Source organism: Pontibacter indicus (assembly GCF_900156345.1).
Taxonomy (GTDB): Bacteria; Bacteroidota; Bacteroidia; order Cytophagales; family Hymenobacteraceae; genus Pontibacter; species Pontibacter indicus.
The window spans coordinates 244254-261950 of sequence record NZ_FTPP01000002.1 but is presented as its reverse complement, the minus strand read 5'-3'; the positions used below and the strand labels follow the sequence as shown (position 1 = coordinate 261950).

16 protein-coding genes are annotated in these 17697 nt (G+C 47.8%); 10 read left to right on the top strand and 6 right to left on the bottom strand.

What is annotated here, in order from left to right; genetic code table 11:
* Nucleotides 1-78 precede the first annotated feature (78 nt).
* The 4 genes from B0B12_RS09735 (at nucleotide 79) to B0B12_RS09720 (ending at nucleotide 4948) form a co-directional block, all read left to right on the top strand.
* Nucleotides 79-1494, top strand: coding sequence for a TlpA disulfide reductase family protein (locus tag B0B12_RS09735; protein ID WP_076668341.1), 1416 nt, complete (start codon nucleotides 79-81; stop codon nucleotides 1492-1494).
* Nucleotides 1495-1688: 194 nt separating this feature from the next.
* Nucleotides 1689-2876 (top strand): baeRF7 domain-containing protein, encoded by a 1188-nt coding sequence (locus B0B12_RS09730; RefSeq protein ID WP_076668340.1) that lies wholly within the window; start codon nucleotides 1689-1691, stop codon nucleotides 2874-2876.
* 89 nt (nucleotides 2877-2965) lie between these two features.
* Nucleotides 2966-3988, top strand: coding sequence for an SPASM domain-containing protein (locus tag B0B12_RS09725; RefSeq protein ID WP_076668338.1), 1023 nt, complete (start codon nucleotides 2966-2968; stop codon nucleotides 3986-3988).
* Between the two features lie 36 nt (nucleotides 3989-4024).
* Nucleotides 4025-4948, top strand: a complete 924-nt coding sequence (locus tag B0B12_RS09720) for a mechanosensitive ion channel family protein (RefSeq protein ID WP_076668336.1) — start codon at nucleotides 4025-4027, stop codon at nucleotides 4946-4948.
* Between the two features lie 57 nt (nucleotides 4949-5005).
* Here B0B12_RS09720 and B0B12_RS09715 read toward each other — a convergent pair whose 3' ends face one another.
* From B0B12_RS09715 to B0B12_RS09690, 6 genes are all read right to left on the bottom strand, one after another.
* Complete coding sequence (locus B0B12_RS09715) at nucleotides 5006-5344, bottom strand: hypothetical protein (protein WP_076668334.1); 339 nt, start codon at nucleotides 5342-5344, stop codon at nucleotides 5006-5008.
* A 205-nt stretch (nucleotides 5345-5549) separates the two neighbouring features.
* Nucleotides 5550-5726, bottom strand: a complete 177-nt coding sequence (locus tag B0B12_RS09710; RefSeq protein ID WP_076670193.1) for a FeoB-associated Cys-rich membrane protein — start codon at nucleotides 5724-5726, stop codon at nucleotides 5550-5552.
* A gap of 132 nt (nucleotides 5727-5858) precedes the next feature.
* On the bottom strand, nucleotides 5859-6662 hold the full coding sequence (locus B0B12_RS09705) for an inositol monophosphatase family protein (protein WP_076668332.1): 804 nt from the start codon (nucleotides 6660-6662) through the stop codon (nucleotides 5859-5861).
* Nucleotides 6659-7897 carry an Lnb N-terminal periplasmic domain-containing protein gene (locus B0B12_RS09700; RefSeq protein WP_083704176.1) on the bottom strand — a complete coding sequence of 413 codons (1239 nt, stop codon included), beginning with the start codon at nucleotides 7895-7897 and terminating at the stop codon, nucleotides 6659-6661. The genes B0B12_RS09705 and B0B12_RS09700 overlap by 4 nt, the downstream gene beginning before the upstream one ends.
* Nucleotides 7898-8067: 170 nt before the next feature.
* Nucleotides 8068-8760, bottom strand: coding sequence for a 16S rRNA (cytidine(1402)-2'-O)-methyltransferase (gene rsmI, locus B0B12_RS09695; RefSeq protein WP_076668330.1), 693 nt, complete (start codon nucleotides 8758-8760; stop codon nucleotides 8068-8070).
* 93 nt (nucleotides 8761-8853) lie between these two features.
* Nucleotides 8854-9099 (bottom strand): 4a-hydroxytetrahydrobiopterin dehydratase, encoded by a 246-nt coding sequence (locus B0B12_RS09690; RefSeq protein ID WP_076668328.1) that lies wholly within the window; start codon nucleotides 9097-9099, stop codon nucleotides 8854-8856.
* 116 nt (nucleotides 9100-9215) lie between these two features.
* Between B0B12_RS09690 and B0B12_RS09685 the strand changes: the two genes are divergently transcribed.
* The 6 genes from B0B12_RS09685 (at nucleotide 9216) to B0B12_RS20580 (ending at nucleotide 17118) form a co-directional block, all read left to right on the top strand.
* Nucleotides 9216-10076: an SDR family oxidoreductase gene (locus B0B12_RS09685; RefSeq protein ID WP_076670188.1), complete on the top strand. Its 861-nt coding sequence runs from the start codon at nucleotides 9216-9218 to the stop codon at nucleotides 10074-10076.
* Between the two features lie 76 nt (nucleotides 10077-10152).
* Nucleotides 10153-10464: a hypothetical protein gene (locus tag B0B12_RS09680; protein WP_076668326.1), complete on the top strand. Its 312-nt coding sequence runs from the start codon at nucleotides 10153-10155 to the stop codon at nucleotides 10462-10464.
* A 97-nt stretch (nucleotides 10465-10561) separates the two neighbouring features.
* On the top strand, nucleotides 10562-10801 hold the full coding sequence (locus B0B12_RS09675; RefSeq protein WP_076668324.1) for a hypothetical protein: 240 nt from the start codon (nucleotides 10562-10564) through the stop codon (nucleotides 10799-10801).
* 94 nt (nucleotides 10802-10895) lie between these two features.
* Nucleotides 10896-11591 (top strand): metallophosphoesterase family protein, encoded by a 696-nt coding sequence (locus B0B12_RS09670; protein ID WP_076668322.1) that lies wholly within the window; start codon nucleotides 10896-10898, stop codon nucleotides 11589-11591.
* Between the two features lie 419 nt (nucleotides 11592-12010).
* Complete coding sequence (locus B0B12_RS20585; RefSeq protein WP_244554667.1) at nucleotides 12011-13786, top strand: T9SS type A sorting domain-containing protein; 1776 nt, start codon at nucleotides 12011-12013, stop codon at nucleotides 13784-13786.
* A gap of 728 nt (nucleotides 13787-14514) precedes the next feature.
* Nucleotides 14515-17118 carry an Ig-like domain-containing protein gene (locus tag B0B12_RS20580; RefSeq protein WP_244554666.1) on the top strand — a complete coding sequence of 868 codons (2604 nt, stop codon included), beginning with the start codon at nucleotides 14515-14517 and terminating at the stop codon, nucleotides 17116-17118.
* The last annotated feature ends 579 nt before the right edge of the window (nucleotides 17119-17697 follow it).

Genomic DNA, 17697 nt, shown 5'->3' with positions numbered 1-17697 from the left:
TATGGGCAGGAAGACTAAAATCGCGGCTTACTAACCCAAAATTAGATTATATAAGACACCACTACCCCACTCGCACCTATGAAACGGACGCTTACCCTTTTGCTGGCATGCATGCTGGCAACGCATTACCTGTTCGCCCAAAGTACCGTTATTGTTACGGGCAAAGTCCAAAAAGGCCAGGGGGATGATATCTTCATCGCCTCCCTCCCCTCTTTATTATTTCCGGAAGAACAGCGCACCTTTGCCGAAGTGAACAAGGGGCATTTCAGGTTCGAGCTGCCGGTTAGCAAACCCACCACAGTAGAGCTGGTGTATGGAGACGAATCTGTGCCGCTATACCTGGAGCCCGGCTTCGAGCTGCAGGTAACCTTTGCGGCCGGCAAAATGCTCAAGACGTTGAAATACAGCGGGCGTGGCGCCAACGAGAACAACTACCTGACCCTGCATACCTACCGTTTCGACGAGGAGGAAGACTACCAGACCCTGCCCGACAACGTGCGGCTGTCAGAGAAGGCCTTTCTGCAGTTTCTGGATTACCGCAAGGAAGACCAGCTGGCCATCTTCGAAAAGAAAATAGAAGCGAGTCCGGTGAGCGATCATTTCCGGAAAATGATACTGGCAGAGATTGAATACAGCTATGCCAACGACCGCCTCACCTTTTTCGAGATGCGTGAGCAGATGCGACTGCCCGTGCAGCTTCAGCCCTCTGCCGGCTACTTCGACTTTCTGGATGACCTGGAAATGGAACAGCCTGCCAGTCTGGATGCCATCAGTTTTCCGACTTTGCTACGCAACTACATCCGGTTTATTGGCCAGCAAGCCCAGCTCGAGCCGAGCGACATACACTATTATAAAAAGGTATACAATGAGGTGAGCTATACCTTGCAGGACCAGGCACGCGTGATGGCGCAGGCTTACCTGATTCGCCTGTCCCTGCAACAGGGCAACGTGCTGCACCTGCCTGCCATGCTGCAGGATTTTGGCCAGAACGAAGGTATAGCCGCCGTGCACGCTAACCTGCTGCGCCAGTACGAGAGCCACCCGGGCTTAGGTATAGGCAGCACTGCCCCAGACTTTAGCCTGCAGGACATAAACGGGCAACAGGTATCGCTCAGCGACTTCAAGGGCAAGATCGTATACCTGAGCTTCTGGCGCACCGACTGCGGCCTGTGCATGGTGGAGCAGCCGCACGCGCAGGAGCTGGCCCGCAAGCTACAGTCGCACGACGTGGCCCTCATCAACATAGGCGTGGACGAAAACGAGCAAGCCTGGCGCAGTGTGGTGCAGTCGAGGGGATTTGGCGGTGTGCAGCTATACCTGAAAGGTCAGAACCACGAACTGGCCCGCAGGTATGGCTTGAAAGACGTGCCGGCCTATTTCCTGATAGACGAAGACGGCACGATCCTGAGTACAAAACCCCGCCGCCCGATTGACCGGGAAGTTGAGAAAGAAATTCTGCAGCATGTGATGGACAACCGCGCTTCCCGCAGGTAAGCAGCCATACCTTATACTTTTTCAAGAGCCGCCTGTCGCGTTAACGTGACGGGCGGCTTTGTTTTTGCCCTTTCCGAAAGCATAAATAACCGTGCATTTGTTTGGTGCGTAATTAAAGCCTAACCCCCCTGGCAGGGGTACTGTAAAGGAATTGATTGTTCGAGATATCCTTATTCATTTAACCACAAGAAAATATGGCATTAATCAACAAAAGCGACATTGAGAAACTGCTCAATGTGCAGAGCAACACCAAAAACGCACTTTGCATTTCTATTTACATACCTACGCACCGCGCCGGCCACGAAACCCTGAATGGCCAGGACCAGACCCTGTTTAAAAACAAACTAAGAGAAGCACGCACGCTGCTGGCCAGACACGATGTGCCGGAAGCGGAGATTAACTCATACCTGCAGCCTGCCGAAGAGCTACTGAACGACACCAACTTCTGGCGCCACCAGGCCGAGGGATTGGCTGTGTTTCTGACCAAAGGCTTTTCGGCACACTATACCTTGCCAACCACCATGCCGGACGTGGTATACGTGCTCGACCAGTTTTACTTCACCCCGATGCTGCCGATCCTGAGCCAGAACGGCCGTTTCTTTATTCTGTCGCTTTACCGCGAACGCATTGGTTTCTATGAAGCCACTATTGAGCGCATCCGCCAGATCGACATCAGCGCCTTTGCGCCGGAGAGTATAAACGAGGCGCTCAAGTTCACGCTCAAAGGCAAAGACCAGGATTTCCATAACGCTACTACCACCGTGAACGGCTCCAACATTGTGCATGGGGCAGGTGCCAGCAAAGGCGACGAAGAGCATGACGAGGTGATTGAGTTCATCCACGAGATAGACAACAGCTTGCAGGAGATTTTGCACAACGCCACCGAACCGCTTGTGCTGGCAGGCGTGGACCACTACTGTGCCCTGTACCGCAAATTCAGCAAGTACAAGCACATCGTGCCGCAGCACATCAACCTGAACGAGAGTATGGCCGGCATGAGCCCGCAGACGATACATGAGAAAGCGCTGGAGGTGATCAAGCCGCTCATGCAGCAAAGCCATACCGACTCGCTGAACCGCTACGAGAATGTGGCCGGCACTGGCGTTACGTCCGAAGACATTGCCACTGTGGCCGCCGAGGCGGTGCATGGCCGTGTCGATACGCTGTTTATCACACCTAGCAACCCGGTTTGGGGACGCTACGATGCCAAGAGTGCCGTGGCCGAAGTGCACAAAGACTACCAGCGCGGCGACGACGACCTGATCAACCTGGCGGCCATCAAGACGCTGGCACAGGGCGGAAAGGTGTTTGTGAGTAGCTACAACGGGCTGGCTGAGGTGAGCGAAGACGGCGGCGGCGTGAAAGCGCTCTTCCGCTACTAAGCAACACACAATTTTGGCCGTTAGCGCCATAAAGTATAATTTAGGGGGCAGCCTTTATAGGCTGCCCTTTCTTTTGCATACCTCTGTACATGAAGCTTCACCTGACTGACAAGCTCAATTTTTTGTCGAAACTGACGCCGCTGCGCATCTACAATGCTTTGCAGGTGGCAAGCAGCTATTGGTATGCAAGGGCTTCGCGGAAAGCGGTGCACTGGGGCGACCCGGTCAGCATTTCGTTTGAGCCGACCACTTCCTGCAATCTGCGCTGCCCCGAGTGCCCGAGCGGTCTCCGCTCCTTCACCCGGCCCACCGGCATGCTGCAGGCCGATCTGTTCAAAGACACGATCAACCAACTGCACAAGCGCCTGCTATACCTGATTTTCTACTTTCAGGGCGAACCCTACCTTCACAAGCAGTTTCTGGAGTTGGTGAAGTACGCCTCTGACCGGGGCATCTATACCGCCACCTCCACCAACGCCCACTTCCTCGACAGCGACACCGCCCGCAAAACTGTGGAGTCGGGGCTGGACCGGTTGATCGTATCCATTGATGGCACCACACAGGAAACCTATGCGTCCTACCGGGTGGGTGGCAAACTGGAAAAAGTGCTGGAAGGGACCCGGCAGGTTGTGAAGTGGAAAAAAGAACTCAGGTCGCGCACACCGCACATCATGTTTCAGTTTTTGGTGGTGCGACCCAACGAACACCAGATTTCAGAAGTGCAGGCGCTGGCCGATGAACTGGGCGTGGACGAGGTCGTGTTCAAAACAGCGCAAATCTACGATTACGAGCAGGGCTCCCCGCTTATACCTACCATCGACTACTACTCCAGGTATAAGAACAACGGCAACGGCAGCTACTCCATCAAAAACAAATTGCTGAATCAATGCTGGAAGATGTGGCACTCATGCGTCATCACCTGGGACGGCCTGGTAGTGCCATGCTGCTTCGACAAGGACGCCGAGTACCGCATGGGCGATGTGAAAACGCACAGCTTCCGGCAGGTATGGCGCAGCCCGGGCTATAACCAATTCCGTAAAAGCCTGTTACAGTCAAGGGAAGAGATAGAGATGTGCCGCAACTGCACCGAAGGCACGCGGGTTTGGGCATGATGCAGCCCCATAGGCTGATAAAAGAAACTTACTCATATGAACAACATAAACAAGGCTATTGAGCTGCTGCTGGGAAAACTGGAGAACTGGGGCGAGCACATAATTTTGATGCTGCCCAATATGGCGGTAGCGATCATTCTCATCATCATCACCTTTGTGGTTGCCCGGTTTGTCCGCAACGGGTTGGACAAAGTGATAGGGCGTATCTCGCATAGCGCAGCCATTAACAACCTGATCTCCACCATTTTGTATATTGCCTTGCTGGCCGTCGGTTTCTTCTTCGTGCTCAGCGTGCTGCAGCTTGACAAGGTCGTGATCTCGCTGCTGGCCGGCGTCGGTATCATCGGTCTGGCCTTGGGTTTTGCCTTTCAGGATATTGCCGCCAACTTCATCTCGGGCATCATCATTGCCGTGCAGAAGCCCTTCGGCGTTGGCGACATGATAGAGACCAACGATTATTTTGGTGTGATTGAGCGCGTGTCGTTGCGTACCCTGGACGTGAGACAACCCTCGGGCGAACTGGTGAAGCTGCCCAACAAAATGGTGTTTGAGAATCCGGTGACCAATTACTCGAACGGCGGCACACGACGCATTGATCTGGACGTAGGCGTGTCGTATGCCGAAGATCTGGAGCGGGTGCAGCAAGTGGCGATAGAGGCCCTGCAGGACGTGAAAAACCGCGTAAAAACGCGTGACATAGAAGTGATGTACGATTCGTTCGGCGACAGCTCCATTAACTTCAAGGTCCGTTTCTGGGTCAATTATTCTCGCCAGATAGACTTTGTTTCAGCAAAAAGCGACGCTATCATCAGGATCAAGAAGGCTTTCGATGCAAACGACATCATGATCCCGTTCCCGATCCGCACCCTGGACTTCGCCATAAAAGGAGGCGAGAAGCTCAGCGAACATTTAGAGCAGCTGCAACAAGGGAAAGACGGGCGGAAAGTATCAGAAGAGTAGGTATAGCCATGAGAAGGTAAAAAAGAGAAAGGACCGCTAACCGGTCCTTTCTCTTTTTTATTTGTCTCTTTTGTCAAGGTTTTTGCCCAGGTCCTCTACCTGCTTCAGGAAGTCGTCGACCTTCGCATCAGCGTAGGGCCCATAGGAGTTGGAGATAGTGCCTCGCAGGCCATTGCTGGTTTCCACTGCATAAAGTATCGACATATCATCCGGATTGCTTTCACCCTCGAAGCGGTAAAAGTCTACGATTCGAATCTGGTCTGGCCCAAAGGTGTGCTTGTCCTCCATGGTGCAAAGCTTGCCTTCACCCGAAACTTTGAAATCGTAGGTATAGCCCTCTTTGCGGAGGCGGTTGAGCACATTGACCAGGCTTCTTTCTTCTACTTTATCTTGCATAGCGTATAGTTTTAAGGGATATTCTGATTAAGTATAGAACTATACGCAAAATCGGGCTTTGGATATGAAAACGGGGCTGGAATTATTCGGAAGGGAGCCTTTGCATCGCTTCTGAAAGCGTTGCTGTGAGGCAGTAGGTATAGAGACCTGGAGAAGCAGCCAATCAGTCTGCGGGCCGGGTTAAGGAAACGAGGAAGGAGAAAAGCTAGACCGCTTTCTTGTCCAGCTCTTTCTGGATCTTGCTAAAGTCGATGGCCGAGCAGCTGCCGCAGCCTTTGGCGCACCCGGCATTTTTGTTGGGCATGAAACTGCGGTAAATCACCCAGCCCATGTAAGCCACTGCCACCGCGAAAATCAGGAAAATGATGAGTTGCTGTACCATATCGTTCTGCTCTATCAACTGCGCAAAGATACAAAAAGTTTAGCCGCCGTTTTTGATTTTAGACCTGGTAGCAAAAGGAGTTACATCCAAAAGTCTTTTGCTACCAGGTCTAAAACTCCTGTGTCCAAAAAATTAAGGGAGTTGCTCTTTCCAGTGCTCGGCAATGGTGTCGAGCATTTCCTGGTGGATGCTGCCGTTGCTGGCCACAATCTCACGCCCGAAAACATAGTCGCCGTCTGCCGTGAACTTTGACACCTGGCCGCCGGCCTCCTGCACAATGATGGCGCCACCTGCCACATCCCAGGCGTTCAGGTTAAACTCAAAGAAGCCCTCAAATCGGCCCACTGCCACGTAGGCAAGGTCCAATGCGGCAGAACCGAGTCGGCGCACACCATGCGATTTGCCCATGAAAGCGCCCAGCACCTGCAGGTACTGCTGCGTGAGGCCAAACTCATAATAAGGGAAGCCGGTGGCGATAAGTGAATCTTTTAGTTTTTTCGCAGCCGACACTTGGATGGGGCTGTCATTCAGGAACGCACCGCCGCCCTTAGTCGCATAAAAGCACTCGTCTTTGTTGACTTCGTACACGATGCCCAGCACGACCTCGTCGCCATCCATCAAGGCTACGCTCACCGAATACAGCGGCAGGCCGTGGGTAAAGTTGGTAGTGCCATCCAGCGGGTCGATCACCCAGTTAAAGCGCTCGCCACGGGTATTGTCGGTTTCCTCTTCGGTAATGAAGCCCGCCTCCGGGAAGAGTTCGCGCAGTGCCTCGACCAGCTGCTTTTCGGCTTCTTTGTCGACATAAGACACCAGGTTGTTAAATCCCTTAAGTTCTACCTTGCCCATGTCAAAATCGGCTGCTTCGTGCTTGATAAAAGCGCCTACTCTTTTTACAATGAAAATGGCATTCTGGCAAAGTTGCTGCAGGTTCATATTCGCTCCTTTATTTTAGTGTTTGTGTTGCTGCTAACTATTGGCTGTCTGGCAGCCCAAACCGTATACGCGGCTCTTGTCAACAGGGCTAAGGCAATCGGGAAAACAGCGGCATGCAATTGCTGAGGCCATGCCCACCAGAGCAGCAGGGTGATGAAAGCCAGCACAGCCGTCGCCAGCATGTACTTCTGCAACCAGCCCGGCAGCACCGGACGGGCCAGGAAGGCCGCGGCTATGACGTGAGTAGGCAATGCCCAGAGCAAATTAAAGTTATTAGCGGCTGCCTGGTGATCGGTGGCAAACCACAGCAAAAACAGCAGCACGCCCAGTAGCCCCGTGATCAGGAAGAAGAACACATCAAACATACGGCTGCGCTTGCGCTGCCTGTAGTCGAGGTACGTGATGAGTGCTACTGCTCCGAAGAACAACCACCATACCAGCACAGGGGTAAAAAGGCCGCCAGCTGAGGCCGGCATCGGGCTGTTCTGGAAAATTACCGTTGGCTCGCCTACCAGCGGTACCTGCTTTCCATCTCGCTGAATGGTGGCACTTCCGAATCCCTCAGACAGGTAATCGGGCAGGAACATGTATTGGTAGGGCGTTGCCTTCTGGTCAATGGGCGCGCCCAGGGCCAGGTCGATGCCGAAGTCGGACCAGGGCTGCGGCGGCAGGTATAGGTCGATGAGGTTGCGGAAGCTCATGTTTTTTTCCAGGTGGTCGATGTTGAACGCAACCTGGTTCGGGAAAGTGGCCTCTATACCGTCGCGGATGCGGGTGGCGCAATTGTCGAAAAAGAAGTCGTAGAGGTAGAAACGGTTCTGGGGCAGGTAGTTGTTGGTAAGAAACTGCCAATACTGCTGCTTCTGCGCTTCGGTAAAGTTCATCTGCTGCTCGTAAATGGAGCGGTTGTCCAGGGTATAGCTGTAGACGAAATCCTGGAAGTAGGCGATCGAAAGCTTATAATTGAGCTTGCCCCGGATGAACTTGATGTAGAAGCCCGGCTCGTTGAAGTCGAAGGTGCCATAGTTGAACACGATGTCCATACCTGTGGCAGGGTCGTTGACGCGCACGGCGCTATGCCCGAAGATGGCGTACAGCTCCTCGCCCGGCGAGCAGGTGATCAGGCTGATCTTAGCCTCCGGCGACAGGCGGCTGCCCTCGAACTGCGCCTGTGCCTGCAGGGCAAGGAGCAGCAAGGTAAAGATGAGTGAAAGCTTTTTAAGGTATAGCTTCATGGTTCTTTTTCGTATCACGACACACGTATCACGATTTTCGTATGTAAATTTTCCTCTATAAAAACCGGTTCCAAGCTTTCGGCAAGCTTGTCCTCGTGTTTAATTTAACGTTCACCGACACAGGTATAAAAATTAGTAGTGCTACTTGATACGTGTGTCGTGATACCGCTTTACTTCGCTCCTGCCCCGGAAACAACCACTACAAACTCCCCTTTGATGGCCTTGGTAGTGAAGAGCTCGATCAATTCGTCGAGCGTTCCATTCACCGTTTCCTCAAACATCTTCGAGATTTCACGTGAAACAGATGCCATGCGGTCGCCCCCGAAATACTCCTTGAACTGGGTGAGCGTTTTGAGGAGGCGGTGTGGGGACTCGTAGAAAATCATGGTGCGCTCCTCTTCTGCCAAGCTAATCAAGCGTGTCTGGCGTCCTTTTTTTAAAGGCAAAAAGCCCTCAAAGGTAAAGCGGTCGGTGCTGAAACCCGACTTAACGAGCGCAGGCACAAAAGCGGTAGCGCCTGGGAGGCACTCTACCTTGAGACCCGCTTTCAGGCATTCGCGTACCAGCAGAAAGCCCGGGTCGGATATACCTGGCGTGCCGGCATCTGAGATCAGGGCCATCACTTCGCCGGCCTTCATACGCTCTGCCAGGTGAGCGCTGGCCTTATGCTCGTTGTGCAGATGGTGGCTGTGCATGCGCTTTTCTATACCCAGGTGCTGCAGCAGCTTGCCGCTGGTACGGGTGTCCTCGGCCAGAATCACGTCCACTTCCTTTAGGATGCGAATGGCCCGCAGCGTAATATCCTCCAGGTTGCCGATGGGCGTCGGCACCAGGTATAGGTTGGTTTTTTCAGGTTCCTGCATGCAGCAAAGGTATTACTTAAAAGTCGGATTGTACATGGCTGGCTGCTTTGTCGAGCGGTTAGATACAATTCTGGAAATCAGGCTTCGGTTGCGTTATACCATCATGTTGTCGTAGATCTCGTCGATGCGGCGGGCCAGCTCCAGGTCTTTGTCTGTCACGGTGTTGCCGGCGTCGTGCGTGGTCAGCTCGATCTCTACCTTGTTGTATACATTGCTCCACCATGGGTGATGGTCGAGTTCCTCGGCCACGTCGGCCACCTTATTCATAAATGCCATGGCTGCTCTAAAGTCTTTGAACTCGAGGCTGCGGGTGAGCTTATTTTCTGTTTCTTTCCACATGATTTGATGACGTATTTTGGGTATAAACGGCCGGCTAATCTCACAAGATACCGGGCTGCGGTAACTAGGCCAAAAATGCGGGCGTATAGGTATACCACACTAAAACTATGAAAACTATGGCAAACAAACCAAAAGAAGTGCCCGCACAGGAGCAGGACGAACAGCCTGGCAAAGAACACGAGATGACCCCGCAGCCCGAGTACATACGCGAGAACTACAAAGGCAGCGATAAACTCAAGGGCAAAAAAGCCTTGATTACGGGCGGCGACAGTGGCATAGGCCGTGCCGTGGCCGTGCACTTCGCCCGCGAGGGAGCCGATGTGGCCATCGTATACCTGAATGAGGACAAGGACGCCAAAGACACGCTAAGGCTGATTGAGCAGGAAGGCCGAAAAGGGGTACTCATCTCGGGTGATATCGGGGACGAAACCTTCTGCCAGAAAGCAGTGAAGCAAGCTGTGAAGGAACTTGGCGGTCTGGACATACTGGTAAACAACGCCGCCGAGCAGCACGACCAGACCGACCTCCGAGACATCTCGAAAGACCAATTGCAGCGCACCTTCCAAACCAACATCTTCTCGATGTTTTACATGACCAAAGCGGCTTTGGAGCACATGAAAGAAGGGAGCGCCATTGTCAACTCCACTTCCGTTACCTCCTACCGCGGAAGCGACCATCTCATGGATTATGCCTCTACTAAAGGAGCCATCACGGCTTTCACGCGCTCGCTTTCCGCTAACCTGGCGGAAAAGAAAATTCGGGTGAATGCCGTAGCCCCAGGCCCGATTTGGACCCCGCTTATACCTGCCTCTTTTGATAAGAAAAAAGTGCAGGAATTTGGGCAGGATGCACCGTTGGGGCGCCCCGGGCAGCCTTCGGAAGTTGCACCAGCCTATGTGCTGCTGGCCTCGGAAGATGGCTCTTACATAACCGGACAGGTGATCCATGTGAACGGCGGAGAACAGGTGGGCAGTTAAGCAAATTAAACCATAGCGGCCGAAAAGGAGTAAAAACAGGTATAGCTCCCAAGCGGAGCACACTAAATACACAACTATGGAAAACAAAGAAAACGATAGACACGCAGGGGAATCGCAGCACAGCGATGCGGCCAGAAACAGGCCAGTACGCGTGATTGAGGATGATACCACAGATCAGGAGTTCCGGGCAGGGCACATCATTCCGGGTGCAGATCCGCCCAAGAATGAGCACCAGCGCGGCGGCTTCGGCAACCGCGACGGCAAAGAGGGCTTCGGCAGCGACACTGCCTCCGAAGGGCCATCAGCCACTGGCGTCAACGATTTTGCAGATGACGGCACGCCACCACCCGACAACATGCGCACCGAAGACGAAGGGCGCGGCACCTGATCAACAGCATAAATTTTTATAGAAGGTATAGCCGCACTCAGGTATAGCTAGCGGCGGCTTGCCTTTCATTTTTAACTTAAAACAAGGAGGACACATTATGCCATCATATAAGCATACCCAGCCTGGGGGAGAAAACTCAGGAAATCCGACAGGAAAGGGCCAGAGTAAAGGTACCGGTGACAAACCGGTAGATCCGAACAGCACCAGGGCTGAGCACGAGAAACTTGAAGAGAAGTATACCGTGGACAATGCGGATGAAACCGGAGCCAACGTGCGAGTGAACAATCCAAACCGCAACCACGACAAACCCGGTCTAGACAATAACAAGTATAACTAAATCAGAAAACAGCTGAAAGGGATAGCACCTGCTCATAACACAGGTGCTATTTTTTTAGCCGGTTCAAATCGACGCAGACCAGACGCTCCCCGCCATGGCCCGATATGCGATCAGTGACATTCACGGCTGCGCCCGCACTTTTAAAACACTCGTGCTTGGGCAACTGCAGCTTAAAAAAACCGACGAGCTATACCTGTTGGGTGACTACGTAAACAAAGGTCCCGACAGCAAAGGCGTTCTCGACTTTATCATCCACCTCCAGAAACAACAGTACCAAGTGCACTGCCTTCGCGGCAACCACGACCAGATGCTCCTCAAGGCTGCCTCCAAAGGCGAGTCAGAGCTGAATCTGTCGGATCAGGAAAAGCAGATGGTACTCCAAAACTTTGGGATGCGTGACTTCAAAAAGTTCCCCACCACCTATGCCAATTTTATAGATTCCCTCCCCTACTATCTCGAGCTTCCCGATTATTTTCTTGTGCACGCCGGTTTCGACTTCCATCAGGATGATTTGTTCAGAGACAAAGAGGCTATGCTCAATATCCGTCATTACGAAGTTGACTGGGTTCGGCTATATAACAAGAGACTCCTGCATGGCCATACACCTACTGTCCTCCATGCCATTAAGAAAAGCGTAGCACATCAAAGCGCCCGTATCAACCTCGATGCAGGCTGTGTCTACTACAAAAATGCTGCCTATGGCAACCTTATCTCTTTGGATTTAGACACTAATTTATTGAATATTCAGTGCAATTTAGACCGTCCATATGCTGTCCGTAGAAAGAGTTGATAATTAATTGTTTAAATAATTATAGGATGATTATAGTAGGGCGATAAATTGAAATTAAAGCACATGATACTGCATATAAATCGGTAAAATCTGTGCAATTTGTGAAAAACTAACAAAAAAAATAACATAAATAATGTGAGTTTTTCTGGTGCAATTCTTAATATTGCTTTATAGTTATAAACAATTACACTTAATAGCTGCAAGGCAAAACAAAATTCCAGAATATTTAACGAGGTATTAGGCTACTTCAGTAAGCTATCGCATACTGTGCTTTTCTGAAGAAGTAGTGAAACCTTAAGCATCAGTACTAAGAGGCTGATATTATAAATGCTTGAAAAAGCATACTGGAATTGCTTTGCCCATTTTTTTCCAGCTTGTGAGCAGGTGCATAGGGATACTTCTAACCTTTTATACTTTTTATGAAACACTTCTACAACTCAAACACGGCTGCAAATAAACCACAGCCAATTGCTAAAGCCACGGGAACGGCAATTAGCGGAAAACTCTTCACCCTTCTGTTATTGGGCTTTTTCCTGCTGGTGAGTGGGGAGAGTAATGCAGCTACATTTACTGCTGTGTCTACAGGAAGTGGGGCTAATGCCATTACACAAGGTAACTGGAATGTGCCTGCAACTTGGGGTATAACTGTGCCGGCTGGCCAGATTGCAACGCCTGGTGTACATTATCCAGGAGCAAATGATGATGTGATTATAAACATCACTTTTAATGTAATTGTACCTGCTGGTACAGTGGCGGCCTGTAATTCGCTAGAGTTAAGAACAGTGACCGGACAAGGTATGCCTTCAATCGACATATTTGGAAGCCTTACAGTGAATAACCTGAATATTAATGCAGCTAATAATGGTAATGGTGCAATTGCAAGCGTTAATATTAAAAGCGGTGGCACTCTTAAGATTAACTCGGGTATAACAGCTGGTCCTAATAAGTATAATTTCAATACTGAAACTAATAGTACGGTGATATATGGAGCTGGCTCAAATATTTTAGCTCCAAGATCTGGTACAAATCAAAATGCTGTTGTTGGCAATCCAAAACCATACCACAACTTGGTAGTAGATAATACTGGAAATACCCCTGCTACTTTATCGGCAAACGTTACAGTAAATGGAAATTTGTCACTTATTAACGGAGGTAAATTAACTACAGGGTCTAATACCTCTACGACTCCAGCCACACCGTATGTTTTAACACTAGCTGAAGGCGCTAAAATCGCGACAACAGAAGACAAAGACAATAATATCTCAGGACTTGTACAGGCTACTAGGGTCGTTGCCAATGGAGGGATAAGTGATTTTGGTATGGGAGCAAGTGTTACGAATAATTCTGCCAGCAATGCCACCATTACGATTGTTCGCACAACAGGTATAATTCCGATGAATGTTAATGGTCAGGAAAGTGCAACCCGTACTTATCTAGTTAGCGGTAGTACTGGCGCAAATATTAGTGCAAACTTGACATTTTTAAATCACGAGCTTACACAAGATATCAACCTCTATAAAATGTATAATGGAGGGTCGGCATCAGAACTCTCACTTTCAAATAATGTTGTCGCTAATGGTAACACATTTATCAAAACAGGGTTAGATAATGGACTTTATACCATAGCTGGGCCCCCTGTTATTCCCCTCCCAGTAGAACTCGTCTCCTTCAACGTGAAGCATGATGTCAAAGGAGCAAAATTAGTATGGGCAACAGCCTCGGAACTAGATAACAAAGGCTTTGAGGTACAGATGTCGACAGATAGCAGAACATTCGTGGCTATTGGTTTTGTAGAAAGCAAAGTGGGTACAACCTCACTGCGTCAGGACTACAGCTTCCTGGACACAAAAGCTGTATCTGGCACACGCTATTACCGTTTAAAGCAGATCGACCTAGATAGTACTACCTCGCTTTCGCCAATAAGGGCCATCGTACTGGACGGTGACAACGGCACTGTGGCAGCATATCCTAATCCATTTAGCGATGTGGTAATGGTAAAGCTAACAGGCACAGAATCGCGCCGAGTGAAGGCAACACTTACTGATGCAATGGGCAAAGTGATGCTCGAAACTACAGAGGAAACAACTGGTAACTCCATTAGTGTCAATACGCATAACATTTCCACAAGTGGTATGTATATGCTGCATGTATATGACAACGATACCAAATACACTTTTAAACTTATGAAACGATAGTGATATCAGTGTTATAACAGAACAAAAGAGGGCTGCAGTTTCTGCAGCCCTTTTTTGTTGCGTGATAGTTTCGTAGGTGCTGGTAACAAATTTCAATAGATAGGAGAGTTTAACTCCAAAAAAGTTAGCACGCAAAACGAAATTAAGCCTTAGTCCATCTTTGCGATGAAGTCACTGCCAAAATGTAGCTTTCAGTACAGGTACATAATTGTATCCTTAGTAAGGCCCCAATCCAGAAACTTAAGTGCTGACCTATAAAAGATAGCCTGCCTGTTTAAAAGCAAACAATTGTAAAAGATTCAAATATTAAATTAATAAGATAAAAATTAAAATTATTTAGTGCAATTATTAATTCTAACATGCCTGATCATAACTGATTGATATCCATTTTCTTGGAACGATGCATATAATTATGCACTGAAATTATTTACAGATGTTAAGAATGATAATTGAGTGCAATTTGTAGATTTCCATTAAAAAAAATAACAATAATTGCATGGATATTACCTGTTCTATCACTAATATTGCTTTATATTAATAATTATTTATACTAATTTATTTAAAGGCAAAACAATTCTCCTTTATATTTTAATAGGTATAAAGTGATTCTATAAGTCAACAAACTGCTTATTGCCTTATAGTTAGTCAAATTATACCAATCCGGTTAGGTTTCTAGAAATAGAGCTCTAAAAAATGCTATAAAAAGCATAAAAGGGATTGCCATGTCCATGCCTAAGCTCTGGTTGAGCCACTACCAAAATGAATCTTCTAATTTTTTGTTCATTATGAAACACATCTACAATCCAACCAAGGCCGCTTACATCCAGCAGCCATCTGCCAAAGCTATTGGGACAGCTGCGGTAACTAAAATTTTTATGACGCTGTTGTTAGGCTTTCTTCTGCTGGTGAGTGGAGAGAGTTTTGGGCAGACTACTACTTTGTATGGGCCTAACAGATTCAATAACTTGGATAATTTGTACATAGAAACACTAACTGGACGAATTGAGTTAGCGCCAGGCACAGCGCAATTGAGGGCTCATTCCGCAACAGGGAATAGTGCTTATAATGGTTATGTTGCTATAAGTAGTAGAACATTCAATTTACTAAAAGGATATACTTATACAGTATCTTTTAGTGCTAGAGCAGTTGACCATAATCAGGGTGGCACTGGCAATATTTCTGTTCTTAGAGGAACTGGTCCTAGTATCAATTGGAATTCGAGCAGTGCCTCAGCTTTAGGAAGCGTTGAAGTACTTAAGAGTACAGGAACAACTATGACTACATACAGTATCACCTTTAAAGCAAATGATACTTTCAATAGCCAGTATCTCGCAATTCGATTATCAACAACTGGTGGCAATCAATCTGAGCTATATTTGGATAATTTGAGAATCATTCAATCATGTGCCCCAACTACACCGCAAGTAACATCTAACGGAAGTTGCTCTACAAATGTACCGATTACTTTGAGTGCTTCTGGTGCTGTAACTGGATTGGAAGAGTACAGATGGTATACAAGTGCAACTGAACAAACACCGATAGCTAATGCTACAGGACCGCAGTATACTACACCATCGCTTAGTGAAGCACAGGTTTATTATGTATCTATTTATAGTACAGTAACCACTTGTGAAAGTGTAAGAGTACCAGTAACTGCAAGTGTTGGAGGATTGATTAAACCATCAGTAAGTTTGACTACCGGTTCATGCGACAGTAACGGTAATGAAACAAAAGTATATACAGCAAGTGGAGGCAGTGAAGGAAGTTACAGGTGGTATAGCGTTGCTGAAGATGGGACACTCACGCAGCTAAATAATTCTAACGGCCTACCCATTTCAAGTTCAACGTTATCAAGAAGAACTAATTCAGATAAAGGAAATTACGCTGTAAAAATTGTAGGTTCAGGATGTGAAAGCGATCCAGCTTACTTTAGTGTAGCCCAAGGCTACCCTACAGCGCCAACAAATAATGCTAATGGAGTAATATGCGGAGACCAATTAACATTAAGAGCATCAGGAGCCAGTTTCGGTGAAAGCTATAACTGGTATGCGACAGCAGATGATGAAACAACTTTCCTAGGACAGGGAGCAATATTAGTTACGAAAGCACCACAAGTAAGTACGGTATACAGTGTTAGCAAAATAAATACTGCATCTGGCTGTGAAAGTACAACTAAAAGAACAGCAACTATTACATTGTCACCTGTATTACAAGCTAGTGATATAAGCGGTAATGCTACAATTTGTCAAGGTAGTAGTGTAATTTATAGTGTGCCAAATGTTGCAGGCGCTACCTATGCTTGGACAATTACCGCTGCGACTGGGTTTACAAGTGTTCCAAGTATATCTAATGCAACATCAAATCAGATTACCGTTAATTATCCTGCGAACACAGCATATAGAGGAACACTTAGAGTAACCGTAACAAGTCCATGTAATAGCTACACTTCAGAACTTGAGGTACAGGCAACCAATAATAATGTAGCGACAGGAAGTCTTGTTGAACCAGTTAATCCAGTGATAGGACGTCCTGAGACTTATGGTTTCACATCAAATATTGATGATGATTTGATTGTTGATATAGTTTGGTCATACCGTAGAACAAATTCAGTAGATTGGATTTCGACTCCACCAACAACGTCTAGAACATTCACTTTTCAAGCAATGCCAGGAGACTTGAATGGGGTTAGAGCAGAAATAAAAGTGTTAAATCCAGAAGTTAATTGTATAACAGGTTTGAGTGCTACAAACACATTTTTTGTTGGGAATGACCAAATCATCCCCCTCCCGGTTGAGCTCATGTTCTTCAAAGCCCAAGCCCAAATTCAAGGTGTAAACCTAACTTGGGCTACGGCTTCAGAGCTGGATAACAGAGGCTTTGAAGTGCAAATGTCCACTAACGCCAGGGATTTTAAGGTAATTGGGTTTGTGGAGAGCAAAGTAGGAACGACTTCAATGCGTCAGGAGTACAGCTTCCTTGACACGAAAGCAGTATCTGGTACACGTTACTACCGCCTGAAGCAAATCGATTTTGACGGCACGACCTCCTTCTCACCGATCAGAGCTGTTGCGTTGAACTCGGATAACGCCACCGTTGCTGCATACCCGAACCCGTTTGATGACGCAGTTGTCGTGACACTTAATGGCACAGAAGCTCGTAACGTGCAAATAGTGCTGATGGATGCGATGGGCAAAGTGCTGCAGCAGCGCACCGAGGAAACCTCTGGCAACTCCATAACGGTAGATATGCGCAGCATTACGACCAAAGGCATGTACATACTGCATGTACTTGACAATGATACAAAGCATACCTTTAAGTTGATGAAGCGATAAGTATAAACTACAACCAATTTTAAAAGGGCAGCTGCATTTTAATGCGGCTGCCCTTTTTGCTTTGTAGTAAATGACTCACAAATCTTTCCTTCTGTGAGCAAGGAACCATGATTAATACTTGATAAAAATTAGTAGCCCATTTAAGAGTGGATTCTAGAATGTCAGTTTTAGAAACTTGTTATGTAGAGTAAGAGATCAAGCAACTAGGGGATATGTCCTGAAGAGAATCAGATCAGATTAATTGTATCTACTAAATATGATAGAATCTAAATAGATAGCACAGCTAATGTATGCAAGGATATGTTTGAAAAATATTTATATATAATTATAAAGCAAAATGTTGCTAGAATTGTGCAATACCTAAGTGTATCATTTTGTACTATAGCTAGAGGTATAATAATAAGTATTTCCTATATATACTATTACAATACAATGTAAAAAGAATAATGTATAAACACTTTTTATTCCTATAACAATATGCCTAGTAACAAAAAGTGTACAGAGACTCTCAAATAGGCCTATATATAAAAAAGGCCATTACAAATCAGAAAAGGCATATTGATAGGTTAATATTAAAAT